Origin of the sequence: Pedobacter gandavensis, from assembly GCF_032678465.1 — a bacterium.
Taxonomy (GTDB): Bacteria; Bacteroidota; Bacteroidia; order Sphingobacteriales; family Sphingobacteriaceae; genus Pedobacter; species Pedobacter gandavensis_B.
Map to the genome: position 1 here is coordinate 34,427 of NZ_JAVTSK010000012.1, position 19,183 is coordinate 53,609.

Below are 19,183 nucleotides of genomic sequence, written 5' to 3' on the forward strand. Positions count from 1 at the left end.
CGCTATGTACGCAGTAAGTGTAAATCATCTTATCAAGACCTACGGCAATGTAAAAGCAGTGGATGATGTTTCCTTTGATGTCAGGAAGGGGGAGCTTTTTGGCCTTATTGGGCCTGATGGCGCCGGGAAAACTTCCATCTTCCGTGTCCTCACCACACTATTGCTTGCGGATAGTGGAACGGCAACTGTTGAGGGTTTTGATGTGGTCAAAGATTATCAGGAAATCCGGAATCGGGTTGGATATATGCCAGGGCGGTTTTCCTTATATCAGGATTTGACGGTAGAAGAAAACCTGACATTTTTTGCAACGATATTTGGCTCCACTATTTCTGAAAATTATGACTTGATTAAGGACATTTATGAGCAAATAAAACCCTTCAGTAAGCGAAGGGCAGGAAAACTTTCAGGCGGCATGAAACAGAAGCTGGCTTTATGTTGTGCCTTGATTCATAAACCCGATGTATTGTTTTTGGATGAACCAACTACAGGGGTAGATGTCGTTTCAAGAAAGGAATTTTGGGAAATGCTGGCCAGGCTCAAAGAACAGCAGATCACGATCGTAGTTTCTACCCCTTATATGGATGAAGCCAATCTTTGCGATCGAATTGCACTCCTACAAGACGGTAAAGTAATGTCAATTGACCAACCAAAACATATTGTGCAGAGTTTTCCCAAGCCGCTGTTCGCAGCCAAAGCAAAAAATATCTATAAATTATTACAGGATTTGCGTTCGGATGAAGCCATAGAAACTTGCTATGCTTTTGGGGAATACCTGCATTTGACGCTGCATTCTGATGATCGTAATGAACAACAGATCTCAAGAATCGCAGCCAAATACAATCCTGAAGAATTTGAACTAAAAAAAGTGACAGCAACCATTGAAGATAGTTTCATCAGGCTGATGCAGGAACAAAACCGGGGTGTTCAATTAAAGGAAAGTGGCCATGGAAAATAAAGCGATTATCTGTAAAAATCTGACCAAGCAATTTGGTGATTTTAAGGCTGTAGATAACGTTAGTTTTGACGTGGAGAAAGGAGAGATATTTGGATTTCTTGGCGCTAATGGTGCCGGTAAAACAACAGCGATGCGCATTCTTTGTGGCCTGTCTTATCCTACTTCCGGAGAGGCTACTGTTGCAGGTTTTAATGTGTACAAGCAACAGGAAAGTATTAAAAAGAATATTGGTTATATGAGTCAGAAGTTCTCTTTGTACGACAACCTGAGTATTTTGGAAAATATCGAGTTTTATGGCGGTGTATATGGCGTTTCCAGATCTGAAATCAAAGTGCGCAGCCAGGAACTGGTGACTACTTTGGGATTGGAAAAAGAAGCTAAAAAAATGGTTGGAGCACTGCCGCTAGGTTGGAAGCAAAAACTGGCATTTTCGGTGGCAATCTTTCATCGTCCTAAGATTGTGTTTCTCGATGAGCCGACGGGAGGTGTAGACCCTATTGCAAGACGACAGTTCTGGGATATGATTTATGAAGCAGCAGCAAACGACATTACGGTTTTTGTAACTACACACTATATGGATGAGGCTGAGTATTGCAACCGGATCAGTGTAATGGTTGATGGACGTGTAGAAGCAATGGACAGTCCGGGTAATTTGAAAGAAAAGTTTCATACCCATTCGATGGACGAGGTTTTTTATCAATTGGCACGAGGTGCTAAAAGAGCGGCAGATTAATATGAAACAGCTATATGCTTTTGTCAAAAAGGAGTTTTACCATGTGTTCAGGGATCGCAGGACGCTGTTGATCCTTTTTGGGCTCCCGATAGTCCAAATCATCCTTTTCGGCTTTGCATTGAGCAGTGAAGTGAAAAATATTGGTGTGGCTATTCAGGATAATGCCCGGGATGTACATTCAGAACAACTGACTAATCGGATTAAAACAAGCTCCTATTTTCAGGTACAGGCAGCAGTGATAAATTACAAGGATATCGAGGACCGTTTTAAAGAGGGGAGTATTAAATGTGCGATTATCTTTCCTGCAAATTTTGCGGCAGACTTGTACCGTACAGGTGGAGCACAAATACAGATTATAGCAGATGCTTCAGATCCAAATACCGCAACTATTGTTACCAATTATCTAACTGCAATTATTGGGAATTATCAGCAGGAACTCAATCCGAATGCAAAATTATCTTACCAGATAGTGCCGCAATTAAGACAACTTTTCAATGAAAAACAAAATGGCTCGCTCAATTTTATTCCAGGGGTAATTGCGCTTATTTTTATGATCGTGAGTACTGCGCTCACATCTGTAGCCGTGGTACGGGAAAAGGAACTCGGTACGATGGAAATTCTTTTGGTATCGCCCTTTAAACCAATCATGGTACTGATCGCAAAAGCAATCCCTTATCTGGTACTTTCGTTAATCAATTTCATCATTATACTATTGCTTTCTGTTTTTCTGCTTCATATAGAGATAAAAGGTAGTCTGCTGTTGATTTTTGCAGAAAGCATCCTGTTTATCATTACCTGTCTTTCTTTAGGCTTGTTGATTTCCAACGTGACAGACTCACAGCAAACCGCTATGCTGATCTCCATGATGGGAATGATGCTGCCCACTTTGTTACTTACAGGTTTCATGTTTCCTTTGGAAAATATGCCCTGGATATTCAGGGTGATTTCCCACATTATCCCATCAAGATATTATTATGCGATTGTTAAGGCAGTTATGTTGAAGGGGCTTGGTTTTAGCTTTGTATGGAAAGAAACCTTGGTGCTGGCAGCGATGTCTGTAGTGCTGTTAACGATTGCATTGAAACGATTTAAAATCAGGTTGTCGTGAAGGTACTAAGGTTCATATTGCAAAAGGAATTTCGTCAGATATTCAGGGATAAAACGATATTGGCGATGATGTTTGCAATGCCCATTATTCAGTTGATTATACTCCCATTGGCGGCCAATTTTGAAGTGAAGAATGTGAATGTGGCTTATGTAGACAACGATCGGAGTTCTTATTCGCAAAAGCTGATCAACAAAATTGCTTCCTCAGGATATTTCAAAGTAACAGGTACTCCGTTTTCTTATAAAGAGGGTTTAGAGCTGATTGAAGAAGGGGAGGCCGATCTGCTGCTGGAGATTCCGCCGCATTTTGAACGCAATCTGGTGAAAGAAGGACGACAAGAAGTGAATATTGCTGTAGATGCCATTAACGGGACAAAATCTGCTTTGGCTGGGGCATACCTGACTTCAGTTATTGCCGATTTTAATAGTAACCTGGATGTTATTGTGAAATCGCCAATAGCTTCGGTTGACAATGCAGCGGCAGCGATCACGATCGTCAATTCCAATTGGTACAACCCAAGGGCTGAATATAAATACTACATGGTTCCAGGGATTCTGGTATTACTACTCACCATGATTGGCGGATTTATTACTGCACTCAATATTGTGAGGGAAAAGGAGATTGGAACAATAGAGCAAATCAATGTTACCCCCATTAAGAAATGGCAGTTTATTTTAGGGAAGCTCATTCCATTCTGGATTGTGGGGATCACTGTATTTACAATTGGATTAGTGGTGATGTACGTGGTGTACGGCATATTTCCAAAAGGTAACCTCGCCGTACTTTATTTATTTGCCGCGGTGTATCTGGTGGCTTTATTAGGATTAGGCTTATTGATTTCCACCTTTGCCGATACACAATTACAGGCCATGTTCATCGCCTATTTCTTTATGATGGTTTTTATGTTGATGAGTGGTTTTTTTACCAGCACGGATAGTATGCCAAATTGGGCCAGGACGATTTCGGAATTGACGCCGGTAACACATTTTATAAAAGTAGTGAGGCTGATTGTCTTAAAAGGCAGTGGGCTTCAGGAACTGGGGTCGGAATTGTGGTATCTCTGTGGCTTCGCTGTTCTTTTGAATGGTTTGGCGATATTCAATTATCGCAAAACAAATTAATATGATTGAAATTACCGACTTGCTTGTTTTGTTATTTGCAATACTTTAGCAAAAGCTCATTTGCTGTTGGATTACCCAATGCTTGTATTTTAATCCAGTCGGCGCAGGCTCCCTTTAAATTGCCTAATACTTGTCTGCAGATTCCACGACGGTACAGATTTACAATATCATCGTTTTTCAGTTCCAGAGCTTTATCGTAATAATACAATGCAAGTTCATAATCCTTGTCTTTATAAGCTTTATTTGCTTTTTGGGAAAGGAAATAGGTCGGAATACCCTCTTCAGTACTAAGGTATTTGAGCTCTTGACTCATCAGCACCTTAACATTTTCGTTATTTAGTTTGGCCGGTTGCCACTTATTCTTAGAAGAATTAAAGGCTTTAATATACTCGGCATCAAATTTAGGGTTGATCCCCTGGATAATCCTAAGGCTATCAGGATGACCATTTTTATCAATGATAAAAGTGGAGAGCAATTGCCCGTTTCTGATATTCATCTTTTTTTTACCTAGTTGCTCATACATATATTGCTGAAAAGATGGCCCCTGGAATTGAGCATAGATTTTTTGTCCCGATTTATATAGGGTATCAGTCCCTTTGATGCTGAAGATGTCATCTGGTGTGAGTGGCAGTTTACTTTGGAGGAACTGCTCGTTGTAAAGCGTATACTTGATTGCCCAGGGATCTTCCAAGGAGCCATTTGAAGCGCTGCTAACCAGTACCAGTTTGTTAGCCGTGCTTTCCATAATCTTCATCGTATTTATAACTGCTCCCGCCTCGCTTTTTATGATGAGACGATTTCCTTCAATTGCAAAGAGGAAATTGGTGCCAATTTCAGAATATACTCCTGAACTGCTGATTCTGTCTGAATTACTGAAAGTATATTTGGTATAAGTATATTTTAGGATATTGTCTTCTGGGAGTTCATCATCGCTTAAGTAGCTGATTTTTGTAGCTACGTAAGAGCCATACAATTTTGTCTGGGCCTGGACAGTGAATACAGACAATGTTAAAATGATGGAACTAATCAGGTGGAGAATAAGTTTTGTTCTAGTTTTCATGAGCGCAGGTTTACCTCGAAGATAGAAATTTGCAAATAGTAAAATGAATGATTTCTCTTTTTTTAACGTAAAAATTACCTGGTAAAAGAAATGGTCTTAATTTCTGAAAATTTAGCTGTTAAAAAGTTTTTAATATAGCTAGATTTAAAGTTGAACTTTAGTAAAGCGTAATTTTTTTATTCACCATTATTTAATTTGATTTTAGAACTGCAAGCATATGACTAGGTTAGGATATACCTTAATAATCAGGAATATCCTGGTGTTAATTCCTTTATGGTAGTTCTGCGGCATGGCCGGATTTTTGAAAAGTGGAGGCGCCATTGATCTTTCCAGGAGTGTACTGGTGGCATTCCGCTCAATTTGCATTGTGGGATCGGTGGCCTTTGCTGCAAAATAGTTTGAATGCTTATGCTGATAACCTAATCACTTCGCAGGAAAGGGAAAAGTTACAAGGTTATGAAGGTGCAAGGTGGCCTAAATGTACTGGCCCTGACCATCTTTAGTTAATGCATTCTGTGAAATCATTATTTTATCTTTTTAGAGGGAAGTGGTTGTTAGGAATACATTCTACTTTGTGCATTTATTTCATTGAAATTATATACACTTGCAATTAATTGTAGGTAAATTCATTACAAAGGGATACACATGGCTGCTTATAGTACACATTCTGATCAGGAACTTGCTGTTCTGCTCAACGCAGGAAATCATACCGCCTTTGCTGAAATCTATAAGCGCTATTCTTCAGTGTTATTCTTGCATGCCAGACATATGCTGCGGGAAGAGGAAGGAGCTAAAGATGTGATTCAGGAACTCTTTGCTACTGTCTGGAGCAACTATAATCAGATCGATTTGTCAATTAACTTGAGTGCATATCTGTATAAATCGGTAAGAAATATCATCTTGAACATGGTTCGGCATGATAAAGTAAAGGAGGCCTATCTTGCGGATCTTGGTACTTTTGTAGAGCAGGGAACTGTTCAGACAGATGAGTTGGTACGATATAAAGATTTAAAACGTAGGATTGAAGAGGAAATCAGGCAAATGCCGCCCAAAATGAGGGTAATCTTTGAATTGAGTCGCAATGAGAATTTGACGCATGGCGAAATAGCTGCGCGATTGGGCATTTCAACTACGACCGTAAAAAAACAGGTAAGTAATGCGGTAGGGATATTGAGAAAGAAGTTCAAACTACCTATGGCGATTATTTTTATGCTGCTGAAATAAGCGATTTACTGGCTTTCCTCTGCATGCTGCTCCCCAGCAAAAATTATTTTCATTTTCTTCTACTCCCTGCCTTTGAGTTGCGTGTTTCAACAATAGAAGACATCAGATCCTATTGGTAATTTATGAATGAGGAAGAAGTTAAAATACTGTTAGAAAAATATCATAGTGGTACGAGTACCGCAAGAGAAATTGCGATTGTAGAATCCTGGTATAATACTGTGGCGGAAAGAAACGAGCCATTACCAGTGAAAGAAGATCTTGAACTGAGTATGCATCAACTTTGGGATGAGGTATTGGTTTCAGCTCCTGCGCCACAAATCCCTAAAGTTTATCCGCTTTGGAAAAAAGCCGCCGCGGTTGCCGCCATGTTAACTGGTATTACCCTGGCGCTATATTTTCTAGAGACCAATAAGGAATTCCCTCAGTCAAATGATGCATTGACCACTAATGTTATAGACCCAGGGAAAAATAAGGCCATTTTAAGATTGAAAAATGGGAATGTAGTCCAGCTTAGTGAAACTAAAACCGGCCTGGTGGTTGGCGATAGCATGTTGACCTATAATGACGGGACTGTGGTTGCTGAGCCTGTAAATGCCGACCTGAATAAAGCAGAAGAAATGACCGCCATTACCCCCAGAGGCGGAACTTACCAGTTTGTGTTAGTGGATGGGACTAAAGTATGGCTCAACGCCGATAGTCGCCTTAGTTTTCTTTCAGACCTAGGTAAATCTGGTTCCAGGGAGCGAAAAGTGGAATTGCTTGGAGAGGCCTATTTTGAGGTTGCAAAAGACAAGAGGCATCCTTTTATTGTGGAAAGTAAAGGTCAACGCGTAGAGGTCCTGGGTACGCACTTTAATATCAATAGTTATGAGGATGAGAGCAGTACCAGAACCACATTACTGGAAGGAAGTGTGAAGATCAATCAGGCCATATTGAAACCTGGTGAACAGGCGGTATTGACCGGCAAACAGCTTAAAGTTAGCATGGCCGATACTGAAACGGCAATGGCCTGGAAGAATGGTGATTTTATATTCAACGGTGAAGATTTTAAATCAACCATGCGCAAAATTGCCCGCTGGTATGATGTAGATATTGTATATGGTCCTGACCTGAAAGAAAATATAGAGTTGGGTGGATGGGTTTCCAGGAAAAGTAACCTTTCTGAAGTGTTAGGTAGGATTGAATCGGCAGGAAATGTACATTTTAAAGTAGAAGGAAGGAGGGTGTTGGTGACAAATTAACAATCAACAACTTGGGAAAATGGAATTTGAAGTCAGAAGTGTCTTGAAACACCCCTGACTTTAGTCTGGCCTAGAGAATTTAAATATCAACTAAATGCATTATGCCTAAGCTTCGAATCAAAACGCATAATGCTAACCAAAACCTAAACAAATGTATAAAATTTATCCGGAGAAAGGGTCTGTGTACAGACTTGTTCTCCATAAACTCATATTAAGTATGCGATTAACCACCATCATACTTATATCCACATTTATGCAAGTAAGTGCGGCTACCTTTGGTCAGAGGGTCACATTGAATGAGCAAAAATCAAGTATTGAAAGTGTACTTAAAAAAATTAGATCCCAAACAGGTTATGATTTCTTATTTGATCGGAAAATTGTACAGCATGCTCCTGCTGTGGACCTGAAACTTAACAATGTAACCCTGGATGAAGCACTGAAAGCAATTTTTAATAAAGGGCAATTGGGTTACAATATTGCAGGTAAAATTGTCGTGATCGAGCTAAAGCAGAAATCTATTTTGGATAAGGTCCTGGATTTATTCACTGAGATCGATATAAAAGGCCGGGTAGTTGACGAAAATGGCCGTCCCTTAAAAGGAGCAACTGTAAGTGTCGTTATTCAGGAGTCTTCAGAAAACAAAAAAACCGGGGATTTTTCTATGATGGTTAAAGGGCGTAAAACTGCCGCGGTAACTGATGAAAAAGGTGAGTTTTTTCTAAAGAACATAGATGAAAAGGCATTGATTTCAGTTTCCTATACCGGTTATAAATCTGCTACCCGCGAAGCGGCAAAAGAACTTTTTATAAAAATGGCGATGGATGTGAGTGATTTGGATCAGGTCCAGGTGATTGCTTATGGAGCTGTTTCTAAACGCTTAAATACCGCGACTGTAAGTACGGTTAGTGCGGCAACGCTGGCACAACAACCGGTTAACAACGTACTCAATTCCTTAAATGGCAGGATGACCGGTGTGCAGGTCATAAGTGGTGGTGGTGGTTTACCCGGTTCAGGTATTTCCATCAAAGTTAGGGGAGATAACTCTTTTGGTCCATTGGGTTCCAGCTCCTCAGATCCTCTATATGTGATAGATGGTATTCCACAAGCCTCTGGTACCAGGTTTGATAGCCAGAATTTTAACTCCAATATTTCAGGAATGAATGGTTATACCAATATGTTTAATTCCCTGAATAAGGAGGATATAGAACAGATTGATGTACTAAAGGATGCCGATGCAACTTCCATTTATGGGGCCAGAGGCGCGAATGGCGTAGTACTAATCACTACAAAAAAAGGGAAATCTGGAGATTTAAAAATCAATTTAGACCTGGCAGCAGGTGCAGGGAAAGTTGGCCGGTTTATTCCGATGTTAAATACCCAGGAGTACCTAAGGATGAGAAGAGAGGCTTTTAGCAATGAAGGAATTACTCCTGATGCAGATAATGCGCCAGATCTAACAAATTGGGATCAAAATGCGGATACTGATTTTCAGCGCTTGTTGCTTGGCGGAACAGCTTTGCAGCAAACGGCGAACTTAAATGCTTCAGGGGGCAATGATTTTGTGAACTATTATGTCGGGTTAAACTATCGAAAAGAGGGAACTGTGATCGCAAAAGACCAACATGTAAACCGTTTGGGTGGATTACTGAACCTTGGTTTCAGTTCTGCAGATCGTAAATTCAAGGCACAGATCTCGACCAATTATGCTATAGAAAACAGCAGTCTGCTCAAGGATCAGTCCTTTATGGAGTTAATTTATTTGCCTCCTAATTTTAGCTTGTATAATGCGGATGGAAGTTTAAACTGGGATAATAATTTTGATAACCCAATGGCCCGCTTATTCAGTAAATATAAAGCTAAAGGAACCTTTTTATCTGCCAACACGAACCTGAGTTATAAGCCTTTGCCTGGTTTAACTTTAAGGGCAACGATAGGTTATACCTTAAATGGTTTGGAGAATAGTTTCCAGATCCCACGTCGGAGTTTTAACCCTGCGAATCCTTCGAGCAGCTATGCCTGGTTTGCAGATGCCCCAAATAGCAATTATACCATAGAACCTCAGGCGGAATATCAATTTGTAGCCGGCCCTGGTAAACTTATCGCACTTGTTGGAACTACTTTTAGTGAGGCGGTTTCCAAATTCACCAAACTAAAAGGAGATAACTATAGCTATGATTCACAGCTGAATAATATTGGCGCGGCGGGCGTAGTGACCACTGAATTTGATGACCAGCAATACCATTTTGCCTCTTTATTTGCACGTTTGAGCTATGATCTTTACAATAAATATTTGCTCAGCTTAACGTATAGAAATGATGCTTCTTCCAGATTTGGGACCAACAACCGTCTGGCCAATTTTGGCTCTATGGGGGCTGCATGGATCTTCTCAGAAGAAAAATGGATCAGAGATGCGGTTCCTTTTTTGAGTTTTGGTAAGTTGAAAATGAGCTACGGTACCACCGGAAATGACCGCATTAATAATTATGCTTACCTGCTCAATTATGGTCCAGGTTTTTATCCTTATCAGGATACCCGCCCATTAACTCCAGGTCTACCTGCCAATCCGGACTTGAGATGGGAAAGTACCAAAAAGCTGGAACTCAGTTTAAACCTGGGCTTCTTAAGAGATCGCATACTTTTTACAGGAAACCTCTATAGAAACCGCTCCAGTAATATGTTAAATTATACGGCTTTGCCTTCACAAACCGGAGGTACTGCCCTGATCACAAACCTTGATGCTGTGGTGCAAAATAAAGGACTGGAATTGGAACTGAATACTAAAAATATCAATTCCGGGGTGTTTAGCTGGAGTAGCAGTTTCAATATTTCATTCGAACGAAATGTGCTTTTGAGCTTTAAGGATCAAGATAAAGCCAGTTTGTCGACTTATTTTAAAGTTGGGGAAACGGTGGATGCGCTGCTTACAAGATCTAAGTTTAAATTTACTGGAATTGATCCAATCAGCGGAGCGCCAACCTATGCCGATTTAGATGGGCAGGAAGGTCTGAGCCCTGATGATATGTACATTGCCAGTCTTGGTCATCCTTTTTATGGAGGCTTAAACAACAGCTTCAGTTATAAAGATTTTACACTCGATGTGTTCTTTAAGTTTGAGCAGAAAATGGGTAATGTTAATTTATCTCCAAATGGGAATGTACCTGGTATGATGATGAATCAGGATGCTTCAGTGTTGGACAGGTGGCAGAAAGAAGGTGATCAAAATAAAAAATGGCCATTGGCAGTGACTGGATTTGGAGAAAAGAGCGGTAGCTATGCTTATTTGTCTTCTTCGGATTTTACCTGGGGAAACACCAGTTACATCAAATTGAAAAGTGTTAACCTAAGCTACAATTTGCCAAAACGATGGGTACTGAGAGCGAAGTTTCATCAAGTGAAATTGAATGTTCAGGCACTCAATTTATTCAGCCTAACTAAATACAAGTATGTGTTGGACCCGGAATATGGCCAATCTGCTTATCCTGGACTTCGAACCCTCATGTTCGGTATTAATTGTACACTTTAAAATTACGGAGATGAAATCAATATATCATAAATTATGTTTGCTGAGCTTCATACTGCTGGCAAGCTCCTTATATTCCTGTAAGAAATTTGTAGACATTCCGCCTCCTGAAGGCATGCAGGATTGGGCCTCGACATTTAACGATGATGGTACTGCCACTGCTGCGGTGCTTGAAATATATCCAACTTACGATAATGAGGTATTACCCCAATTCAATTACGTGAGCAGTTTAGCAGGAGATGAGCTTTTTTCCGGTTCAGCTGCTTATGCAGAATTTTACAACAATAATATCGCGATAACGAATGCGATAAATGCGAATAACCTTTGGGCACCAGCCTATGTGCTGATCCGTAAATGTAACCTGGCGATAGCAGGCATGAAGTTGTCTAAAGGGCTGAATAGTGCTGTAAAAGACCAGCTCATGGGGGAAGCCATGTTTATGCGGGCGACAGTTTTTTTTAACCTGATGAATTTGTATGGAAGGATCCCTCTGCCTTTATCGGTTTCGGAAACTGAAAATGCGGGTTTGCCACGTGCAGAACTATTCGCAATCTGGACTCAGATTTTTACTGATTTGAATACTGCAAAATCGCTGCTAAAAGCCGAATACCCTTCGGCTGAACGTGCAAGGGCAAATAAATACGCGGTTTCTGCCATGTTGGCGAGAGCTTATCTCTACCATAAAGACTGGGTGAAAGCGGAAGAAGAGGCAACAACGGTTATTGAATCTGACGTTTATGGATTGTCTGCTCCTACAGAAACTTTCAAAAAGACAAGTAATGAAACTATTTTGCAATGTTATTCTTTGTCGGGTAGAAGTCCTTTAAGCACTTATTTTGTTCCTGCAATTCCAAGTGTAACCCCTAGATTTTACCTCAGAGAGGGATTTAACCTGGCCTTTGAAAAAAATAATCTGGAGGAAGATGACCTTAGAAAAGTAAACTGGACGGGCCTGAATAGCGCGAATATTGCTTACGTGAATAAGTATAAAGTACTCTTTGGTGCTGGCGACGAGTATAGTGTTTTGCTGAGGTTGGCAGAACAGTACCTGATTCGTTCTGAAGCCCGTGCGGAACAAAATAAACTGAACGGGTTAAACAGTGCCGAGACTGATCTGAATATAATCCGGGCTCGTGCAGGCCTTGATCCAAAACTGGGGATGAACAAAACAGGATTGCTGGTTGCCATTGAACAGGAGCGGAAGGTAGAGTTATTTGGCGAATATCCACATCGTTGGTTCGACTTGAAGCGGAGTCCTGGATTCTTAAATCCTTTAAAAACCCGGGCTGATGAGGTGTTGGGGCCATTGAAGGGTGCATTTTGGCAGTCCACAGATGTGTTGTTTCCAATTCCGGCAGCTCAGATCAGGATCAATCCTGCACTGGACCAAAATCCCGGTTATACTCAATAAATAAAGACCATTCAGAAGCACAAATCATCCGCATGATCATGCGGTGTCTGGGCATCGCCATGTCATAAAAATTTGCAATAAAACTTAAAATATATATATATGAAAATGAATAAAATAGTGATGGGTCTTATCTGCTGCATGTATGCAAGCATGGCCTTTGGACAAAAAAAAGAAGCAACAATGGTAGTGGATGCTAGACCATTAAAGACCGATTCGATGTTGATCGTAGGAGAGGGTTTGGGCTTTAAGATCGCCCCTAATAAGGAAGGGAAATTTGTATATCGCTTTACTGGAGCGTTCCCTAAGTCAGTTAAGATCATGGTAGATCAACCAATCAAAGGAGAGATGCTATTATTTCTTGAGGCTGGAGATCAGCTCAATATCAACACGGATTTTGCGGATAAGACTACCTTTTCCGGTAAGGGCGCTGAAAATGTTAAAGTACAAAATGAAATCTGGACGAAGTATGTGGAGGATAATAAGCATATAGATGCTAAAGGAATGAGTCTGAAAGAATTTAATGATATGATCGATCACATAGAGCAAACTTCCATCGACATACTCGAAACGAATAAACAAAAGGTAACGCCTGGGTTTTATAAAGACCAGTCTACCACGTTAAAATATCAGAAATTGAGCAGCAAGATCCTAAGCCCATATTTTTACCATATGGGTTTTCAGAAGAAACTATCGGAGTCGCTTCCTGAGGGTTTCTGGAGCTTTACAAAAGATGTTGAAATGAATGACAACCTATTGAGCAATGAATCTTATAATACCTTTATGCGAGGTGCCTATCCTCCATTTTTAGGCTGGGCTGAATTGCTTAAACAAGGGAGATTGGACAGTACTATTGCTTATGACCAAAGCTTAATCATGAGATTAAAGTTAATTGAGCAACGTTATACGGGTAAAGTACGTAATATGGCGATGAACATTACCTTGAATACACTATTGGGTATGTCAAAAGATATGAATGCTATCAAACCTTTGATGGACAATTATATCGCTAAATATGCCAGTGCGGAAGAGAGTAAGGCAATGCAGGCCAGTTATGCGAAGATTTTGAGTTTAGGCGCAGGAAAAACACCTCCATCCTTTGCGCTAAAAGATCTTAATGGAAAGGAAGTGACATTAAAAGATTTTGCTGGTAAGGTAGTTTATATGGACTTCTGGGCGAGTTGGTGTTCCCCATGTCGTTTTGAGATGAAAAATGGCAGTCCAAAGCTCCATGAGAAATTTAAAGACAATAAAGATGTTGTATTTCTTTACATCAGTATAGACGATAAAGCTGAGGCCTGGAAAAAAGCCATTGCAGATGATCAGATCAAAGGGATTCATTTGCTTTCTGCCGGCGGTATGAATAGCCCTGTGGCCAAAGCTTTTAATATCATGGGTGTTCCGAGATATGTGATCATAGGAAAAGATGGGAAAATATTTGATGGAGATGCATCGAGACCGAGTGAAGACAGCACTCCGGCAAGGATTAATGAGGCTTTAAGCGCACAATAATACGGTGTTTCGGGTGGTAAATGTTGTTTATCACCCGATTTTCACTATCTGTATTGATTAGTAACAGTGGACAAACCAAATTATGATGTGGAATCAAGCAAAAGCAACCGGTTATATGCATGCAGATCTTGTGCGAAGAGTAGAGCAACTATGGCAGTTGGTTGGTAATACACCGATGTTGGAATTGCATTATCATTACAAGGGAACTGCGGGTTTTATCTTTGTAAAATGCGAAAATTATAACCTTTCCGGGAGTATTAAAGACCGAACGGCACTGAATATCATTCATGAGGCTTACAAGAATTGTACAATTAAGCCCGGGGATACGATCATTGAAGCTAGTAATGGCAATTCGGGGATTGCATTTGCGGCTATTGGCAGAGCACTTGGACATCCTGTTAAAATTTTGATGCCTGACAGTTTGAGCAGAGAAAAAACGGAGCTGATCAGAAACCTGGGTGCTGAACTGATCCTGGTCAGTAAGGAGCAGGGTGGTTTTTTAGGTTGCATAAAAAAGTCTGAACAATTTGCTTCGAAAAAACATGTTTTTTTACCAAAGCAGTTTGAGAACCCGAACAATACTCAGGTTCATGAAAAAACCACTGGTCCGGAAATATCAAAGCAGTTAAAAGCCAGAGGACTAAAGCCAGATGCATTTGTAGCTGGTGTAGGCACTGGTGGAACCATTATGGGGGTTGGGAAACTTTTAAAAAGTATCTACCCCGACATAAGTATTCATCCATTAGAGCCTTTTGAGCATCCCATGTTGAGGGGTGGTTGTAGTACTGGTCAACATAGAATTCAGGGTATTTCTGAAGGATTTATTCCGAAGCTGTTAAACCTGAGTGAGTTGGGTGAAGTTGTTCAGGTTAATGATGGAGACGCCATCATAATGGCGCAAAAGCTAGCCAATGAACTTGGGCTTGCCGTTGGCATCTCCTCTGGAGCGAACATTGTTGCCGCAATTAAGTTAAAGCAGGCGATGCGACCAGATGCTATAGTGGTTACTTTAATGTGTGATGACAATAAAAAATACTTGAGTACAGACCTACTGAGGCTGGAACCGATTAAAGATTATTATGTTTCTTCTGGTCTGTATTTTACCGGATGTAAGTCCATTAGCCGGTTCCAGGAATGATGAGGGTAATTTAATTTTTAAAGCTATTATAAAATGAAAAATCTATTTTTTTTAATCCTGGGACTTGTCTTTAATCAGCAGCTGAAAGTGCTGAAAGGAAAGGTATAATTATTCAAATCTATCTGGCTTGAACTGGGATGGGTTTTGTGTTGATTTTTGTCGATATGAAGCTGTTTGTCAGTAGAAAAAAGAAAAATAATAAATAGTTAGTTTAGTACAAAAATGGTCGGTGGATGCCGACCAGATTTGTTTTTTTAATGTGATCATATGAAACAATTAATAATCACCGCATTGACGACCATAATGGTCAGTGTGAGTGTCTCTGCTCAGCAGCTGAAATTTACTGAGTATGACCTGAAGAATGGTTTACATGTCATTTTGCATGAAGATAAAAGTGCTCCTATAGTTGCGGTATCTGTCATGTACCATGTTGGTTCTAAAGATGAAGATCCCCGGAGAACCGGCTTCGCCCATTTTTTTGAGCATTTACTATTCGAGGGAACTGAGCACATGAAACGTGGTGAGTTTATGAAAATAGTGAGCAGTAATGGAGGACAAAATAATGCGAATACCAGTCAGGACCGAACTTTCTATTATGAAATCTTTCCTTCAAATCAATTGGAGCTTGGTCTTTGGTTGGAAAGTGAACGCATGCTACACCCTAAAATTGATGAAGTTGGGGTTAAAACTCAAAATGAGGTGGTCAAAGAAGAAAAGAGATTGCGCGTGGATAACAGCCCTTATGGTAAATTTACTGAAAAGATCTTTAGTAATCTGTTCCAGGGACATCCCTATAGCTGGCAGCCAATAGGATCGATGGCGCATCTGGATGAAGCAAAGTTGTCGGAATTTCTAACTTTTTTTAAGAAATACTATATTCCTAACAATGCAGTACTGGTGATTGCAGGAGATATCGATATCCATAAAAGTAAAGCTTTGGTGGAGAAATATTTTAGTGATATCCCAGCAGGTCCAAAAGTCGTAAAACAAGTTTTCGAACTGAAACCGATTAAGGAACAGCTTATAGATACCGTTTATGATGCCAATATTCAGGTTCCGGCGATATTCGCTGCTTACCGTATCCCGAATATGGAAAGTCGGGACAACAAAGTGATGGGAATGATCAGTAGCTTATTGTCAGCTGGAGGGAGTTCAAGGTTAAGTATGAAGTTGGTGGATACTAAGAAAACAGCAGTAAATGTTTCTGCATTTTCGTTCGATATGGAGGATCATAGTGCTTTTATCACCCTGGCTTTACCCAATAAGAATACCCCCTTAAATGATCTTCTAAAGGATATTGATGCTGAGGTGGAATGTTTGAAAATTGAGTTAATTAGTCAGAAAGAACTTAAAAAGTTGCAAAATCAGTTTGAAAATAACTATGTCAGTGTAAACAGTAAAATGATAGGATTGGCCGAGAATCTTGCTAATGGATATACTTTCAAAAATAAGCAAACCAATGCCATAAATGAAGAACTGAAGATCATCCAATCCATCAGCGCTGAAGAGATCAGATCCGTTGCCCAAAAGTACTTAAATCATAATGAGCGGGTAATACTTTATTATTTACCGCAGAAATAGAAAATCAAATAGCATCATAGAAATGAAACAAATCGTCATACTTATTTTTGCATTGCTGTTTGTTCAAACAGCAATGGCTCAAAAGTTGGATAGGAGCCAAAGACCGATGGCGGGTAAAGCTCCGAAGCTCAATTATACTGATCCGGTAATTTATAAATTATCAAATGGAATCACGGTGCTTGTGGTTGAAAACCATAAGTTACCCAGGGTGACAGCGAGCTATTTGATTGATGCAGGTCCTGTATCGGAAGGATCCAAAGCAGGGAAGTTGAGCCTGATGGGACAAATACTGAATGAAGGGACTATTTCCATTAGTAAAGTAGAATTCGATGGAGCCATAGATGAAATGGGTGCTCAAATCAGTCTGTCTTCCTCTAAAGCAGAAGTCATTGCGCTGACCCGTTATTTTAAGCCGGCCTTTATTTTGATGGCTGATGCTTTGCGTAAACCGGCTTTATCACAAGAATCTCTGGATAAATTAAAGTCACAGATGATTACGGGCCTAAAGGCAAATGAACTCAATTCAAAAGTCATTTCAGATAGGGTAACAAATGCTTTGCTATTTGGTAGTGCCCATCCTTTGGGCGAGTTTGAGACCGAACATACCATAAATTCGGTATCACTCGGTGATCTGAAAGATGCTCATGAAAAATACATTACCCCTTCCCGTGGTTATTTGATTTTTGTTGGCAACATCAGGCCAACAGCTGCAAAGGCTTTAGCGGAAAGTGTGTTTGGGGACTGGAAAGGTTCTGTTTTGAAATTTCCGGTATTAGCTCCTGTTGCTCCAACAAGGGGAACAGAGATTGATGTGGTAGATCTGCCAAATGCGGTACAGGCTGAAATTAAAGTGGCTGGATTAGTCAGCCTCCCTTTAGATGATCCAGACTATCACGCGGTATTATTGGCGAATCAAATTTTGGGTGGAGGTGCTGAAGCAAGACTTTTTAGGAACCTAAGAGAGCAACATGGCTTTACTTATGGAGCTTATTCGTCAATAGGTTCAGGTCGTTTTCAGACCACATTCAGTGCATATGCCTCAGTAAGAAATGAAAAGGTGGACAGTGCGGTAACGGAATTTTTAACTGAAATTAAATTGATGTGCAACCAGCCAGTCAGCATTGAAGAATTGCAGAATGCAAAAAATCTTTATAATGGCTCTTTTGCGCTGGGGCTTGAGAATCCAGCACGTATGGCCGGTTTCGCTGCTGATATCCTGATTAATGATTTGCCGCAGGACTTTTACAGAACGTATTTAACGAAGATAAATGCGGTAACTCCTGAGGATATTCTTCATGTAAGTAAGAAGTATTTTAATGCGGATCAGGCCCGAATTGTGATCGTTGGTAAAAAGGCTGAGTTTATGAATGGACTGAAAAAGATGGGGATTCCGGTAAAATTATTGGATAAATTTGCCCTTCCGATGTCTGGGATGTAATGTTATTTTAAAAAGCAGATCCATAGTCAGGGGACATTATTTCCCAGGGCTATGGATGCTTTTAATTTGGAGATTTATTTTGAATGGATCATTTGATAAAGGGATAGAGAAATCATAAATTGCCTATAAAAATAACGACTATGCTGGATCAATTCTATAAATACAACAATTGGGCAAATTCACTTTTACTAGACTGTTTAATGGCCAATTCGAGTTCAGTTCCAGAATCATGCATCTCGCTGTTTAGTCATATTGTTAATGCTCAAACCATATGGGCTTGTAGAATTAATGGGACTACACCAGGTGTGAGTGTTTGGCAAGTACATGATTTAGAGTCTTGTAAAGTGCTGCTGGAGGAAAGTGTAAATAAATTGTCTAAGATGGATTATTTTGAGACTAAAGATGCTCCAATTATAAAGTACACTGTTTCTACAGGAGATTATTATGAAACCTCCGTTGCCGATATTTTGCTGCATGTTTTTAATCATGGTACTTATCATCGGGCACAGATCGCAAAGGAAATGAAGTTGAATCATCTTCAACCTGTAAATACGGACTACATTTGGTTTGTTAGACAGCATTCAAAAGCTGCATTATAGCTCGAAGATCAGTTTATTCAAAAAATTCCTTTGGATAAACTACTTGCCCTTGAATGTCCTTCAAGGCGTTTGTCTGTAACTCGATGGCCATACAATTCTCTTTTGGAACATCAAATGGCAGAGAAATACCAAATTCATCCGCAAGTCGATAGCCAAATCTAGGATAGTAATTTTCGTGTCCTAATAAAATAACGGACTGGTACCCTAAATTTTTAGCTCTTTTATGTGCTGCCTCTATTAGTTTTCCTCCAATTCCTTTACCTTGGAATTCTGGCAAGACTGAAACGGGAGCTAAGGCCAAAGACTTAATTTCATCTTCCGGAGTGCTAATCTTTATTTCCGTTAACAAGATATGACCAACCAGTTTGCCTTCGACTTCGGCCACTAAAGATAATCCCGGTTCAAATGCTTCAGATTTTCTCAATCGCTCCACTAAAAATTGTTCCTGATGATCAGTATATTTTTCGTCTTTAAAAGCTTTTTCAATCAGATTAAAAACCGAAATGTAGTCTTCAGGTCTTTCTTCTCTAATGTTGATATTCATG

Annotated in this window: 15 protein-coding genes; 13 read left to right on the top strand and 2 right to left on the bottom strand. The window is 40.1% G+C overall.

Annotation, left to right across the window (positions count from 1 at the left end; genetic code table 11):
• The first annotated feature begins 4 nt into the window (after window positions 1-4).
• The 4 genes from R2Q94_RS19090 to R2Q94_RS19105 are packed head-to-tail and all read left to right on the top strand — an operon-like array spanning window position 5 to window position 3,917.
• Window positions 5-955, top strand: a complete 951-nt coding sequence (locus R2Q94_RS19090; protein WP_316823079.1) for an ABC transporter ATP-binding protein — start codon at window positions 5-7, stop codon at window positions 953-955.
• Complete coding sequence (locus R2Q94_RS19095) at window positions 945-1,688, top strand: ABC transporter ATP-binding protein (protein WP_316823080.1); 744 nt, start codon at window positions 945-947, stop codon at window positions 1,686-1,688. Before R2Q94_RS19090 ends, R2Q94_RS19095 begins: the two co-directional genes overlap by 11 nt.
• 1 nt (window position 1,689) lies before the next feature.
• The gene (locus R2Q94_RS19100) at window positions 1,690-2,796 is read left to right on the top strand and encodes an ABC transporter permease (protein WP_316823081.1); all 1,107 of its coding nucleotides are present in this window, start codon (window positions 1,690-1,692) and stop codon (window positions 2,794-2,796) included.
• On the top strand, window positions 2,793-3,917 hold the full coding sequence (locus R2Q94_RS19105; RefSeq protein ID WP_316823082.1) for an ABC transporter permease: 1,125 nt from the start codon (window positions 2,793-2,795) through the stop codon (window positions 3,915-3,917). Before R2Q94_RS19100 ends, R2Q94_RS19105 begins: the two co-directional genes overlap by 4 nt.
• Window positions 3,918-3,948: 31 nt before the next feature.
• Here R2Q94_RS19105 and R2Q94_RS19110 read toward each other — a convergent pair whose 3' ends face one another.
• On the bottom strand, window positions 3,949-4,977 hold the full coding sequence (locus R2Q94_RS19110; RefSeq protein WP_316823083.1) for an energy transducer TonB: 1,029 nt from the start codon (window positions 4,975-4,977) through the stop codon (window positions 3,949-3,951).
• 645 nt (window positions 4,978-5,622) lie between these two features.
• Here R2Q94_RS19110 and R2Q94_RS19115 point away from each other — a divergent pair.
• From R2Q94_RS19115 to R2Q94_RS19155, 9 genes are all read left to right on the top strand, one after another.
• On the top strand, window positions 5,623-6,201 hold the full coding sequence (locus R2Q94_RS19115) for an RNA polymerase sigma-70 factor (protein WP_316823084.1): 579 nt from the start codon (window positions 5,623-5,625) through the stop codon (window positions 6,199-6,201).
• Window positions 6,202-6,323: 122 nt separating this feature from the next.
• Window positions 6,324-7,442 (top strand): FecR family protein, encoded by a 1,119-nt coding sequence (locus tag R2Q94_RS19120; RefSeq protein WP_316823085.1) that lies wholly within the window; start codon window positions 6,324-6,326, stop codon window positions 7,440-7,442.
• Between the two features lie 151 nt (window positions 7,443-7,593).
• Window positions 7,594-10,965 (top strand): SusC/RagA family TonB-linked outer membrane protein, encoded by a 3,372-nt coding sequence (locus tag R2Q94_RS19125; RefSeq protein WP_316823086.1) that lies wholly within the window; start codon window positions 7,594-7,596, stop codon window positions 10,963-10,965.
• A 10-nt stretch (window positions 10,966-10,975) separates the two neighbouring features.
• Window positions 10,976-12,373, top strand: a complete 1,398-nt coding sequence (locus tag R2Q94_RS19130; protein WP_316823087.1) for a RagB/SusD family nutrient uptake outer membrane protein — start codon at window positions 10,976-10,978, stop codon at window positions 12,371-12,373.
• Between the two features lie 99 nt (window positions 12,374-12,472).
• Entirely contained in the window at window positions 12,473-13,882 is a 1,410-nt protein-coding gene (locus R2Q94_RS19135; RefSeq protein ID WP_316823088.1) for a TlpA disulfide reductase family protein, read from the top strand.
• An 82-nt stretch (window positions 13,883-13,964) separates the two neighbouring features.
• The gene (locus tag R2Q94_RS19140) at window positions 13,965-15,020 is read left to right on the top strand and encodes a PLP-dependent cysteine synthase family protein (protein ID WP_316823089.1); all 1,056 of its coding nucleotides are present in this window, start codon (window positions 13,965-13,967) and stop codon (window positions 15,018-15,020) included.
• A 267-nt stretch (window positions 15,021-15,287) separates the two neighbouring features.
• Window positions 15,288-16,601 (top strand): pitrilysin family protein, encoded by a 1,314-nt coding sequence (locus tag R2Q94_RS19145; protein WP_316823090.1) that lies wholly within the window; start codon window positions 15,288-15,290, stop codon window positions 16,599-16,601.
• 22 nt (window positions 16,602-16,623) lie between these two features.
• Window positions 16,624-18,039 (top strand): pitrilysin family protein, encoded by a 1,416-nt coding sequence (locus R2Q94_RS19150; RefSeq protein ID WP_316823091.1) that lies wholly within the window; start codon window positions 16,624-16,626, stop codon window positions 18,037-18,039.
• A 140-nt stretch (window positions 18,040-18,179) separates the two neighbouring features.
• Window positions 18,180-18,638 carry a DinB family protein gene (locus R2Q94_RS19155; RefSeq protein ID WP_316823092.1) on the top strand — a complete coding sequence of 153 codons (459 nt, stop codon included), beginning with the start codon at window positions 18,180-18,182 and terminating at the stop codon, window positions 18,636-18,638.
• A gap of 13 nt (window positions 18,639-18,651) precedes the next feature.
• On the opposite strand, the gene R2Q94_RS19160 is transcribed toward R2Q94_RS19155, so the two are convergent.
• Complete coding sequence (locus tag R2Q94_RS19160) at window positions 18,652-19,182, bottom strand: N-acetyltransferase (protein ID WP_316823093.1); 531 nt, start codon at window positions 19,180-19,182, stop codon at window positions 18,652-18,654.
• Window position 19,183: the final 1 nt, after the last annotated feature.

Coding starts and splice junctions, on each gene's coding strand:
- R2Q94_RS19095 (WP_316823080.1), top strand. CDS start 945: ATGGAAAATAAAGCGATTATCTGTAAAAATCTGACCAAGCAATTTGGT.
- R2Q94_RS19115 (WP_316823084.1), top strand. CDS start 5,623: ATGGCTGCTTATAGTACACATTCTGATCAGGAACTTGCTGTTCTGCTC.
- R2Q94_RS19100 (WP_316823081.1), top strand. CDS start 1,690: ATGAAACAGCTATATGCTTTTGTCAAAAAGGAGTTTTACCATGTGTTC.
- R2Q94_RS19155 (WP_316823092.1), top strand. CDS start 18,180: ATGCTGGATCAATTCTATAAATACAACAATTGGGCAAATTCACTTTTA.
- R2Q94_RS19125 (WP_316823086.1), top strand. CDS start 7,594: ATGTATAAAATTTATCCGGAGAAAGGGTCTGTGTACAGACTTGTTCTC.
- R2Q94_RS19160 (WP_316823093.1), bottom strand. CDS start 19,182: ATGAATATCAACATTAGAGAAGAAAGACCTGAAGACTACATTTCGGTT.
- R2Q94_RS19150 (WP_316823091.1), top strand. CDS start 16,624: ATGAAACAAATCGTCATACTTATTTTTGCATTGCTGTTTGTTCAAACA.
- R2Q94_RS19090 (WP_316823079.1), top strand. CDS start 5: ATGTACGCAGTAAGTGTAAATCATCTTATCAAGACCTACGGCAATGTA.
- R2Q94_RS19110 (WP_316823083.1), bottom strand. CDS start 4,977: ATGAAAACTAGAACAAAACTTATTCTCCACCTGATTAGTTCCATCATT.
- R2Q94_RS19135 (WP_316823088.1), top strand. CDS start 12,473: ATGAAAATGAATAAAATAGTGATGGGTCTTATCTGCTGCATGTATGCA.
- R2Q94_RS19145 (WP_316823090.1), top strand. CDS start 15,288: ATGAAACAATTAATAATCACCGCATTGACGACCATAATGGTCAGTGTG.
- R2Q94_RS19120 (WP_316823085.1), top strand. CDS start 6,324: ATGAATGAGGAAGAAGTTAAAATACTGTTAGAAAAATATCATAGTGGT.
- R2Q94_RS19130 (WP_316823087.1), top strand. CDS start 10,976: ATGAAATCAATATATCATAAATTATGTTTGCTGAGCTTCATACTGCTG.
- R2Q94_RS19140 (WP_316823089.1), top strand. CDS start 13,965: ATGATGTGGAATCAAGCAAAAGCAACCGGTTATATGCATGCAGATCTT.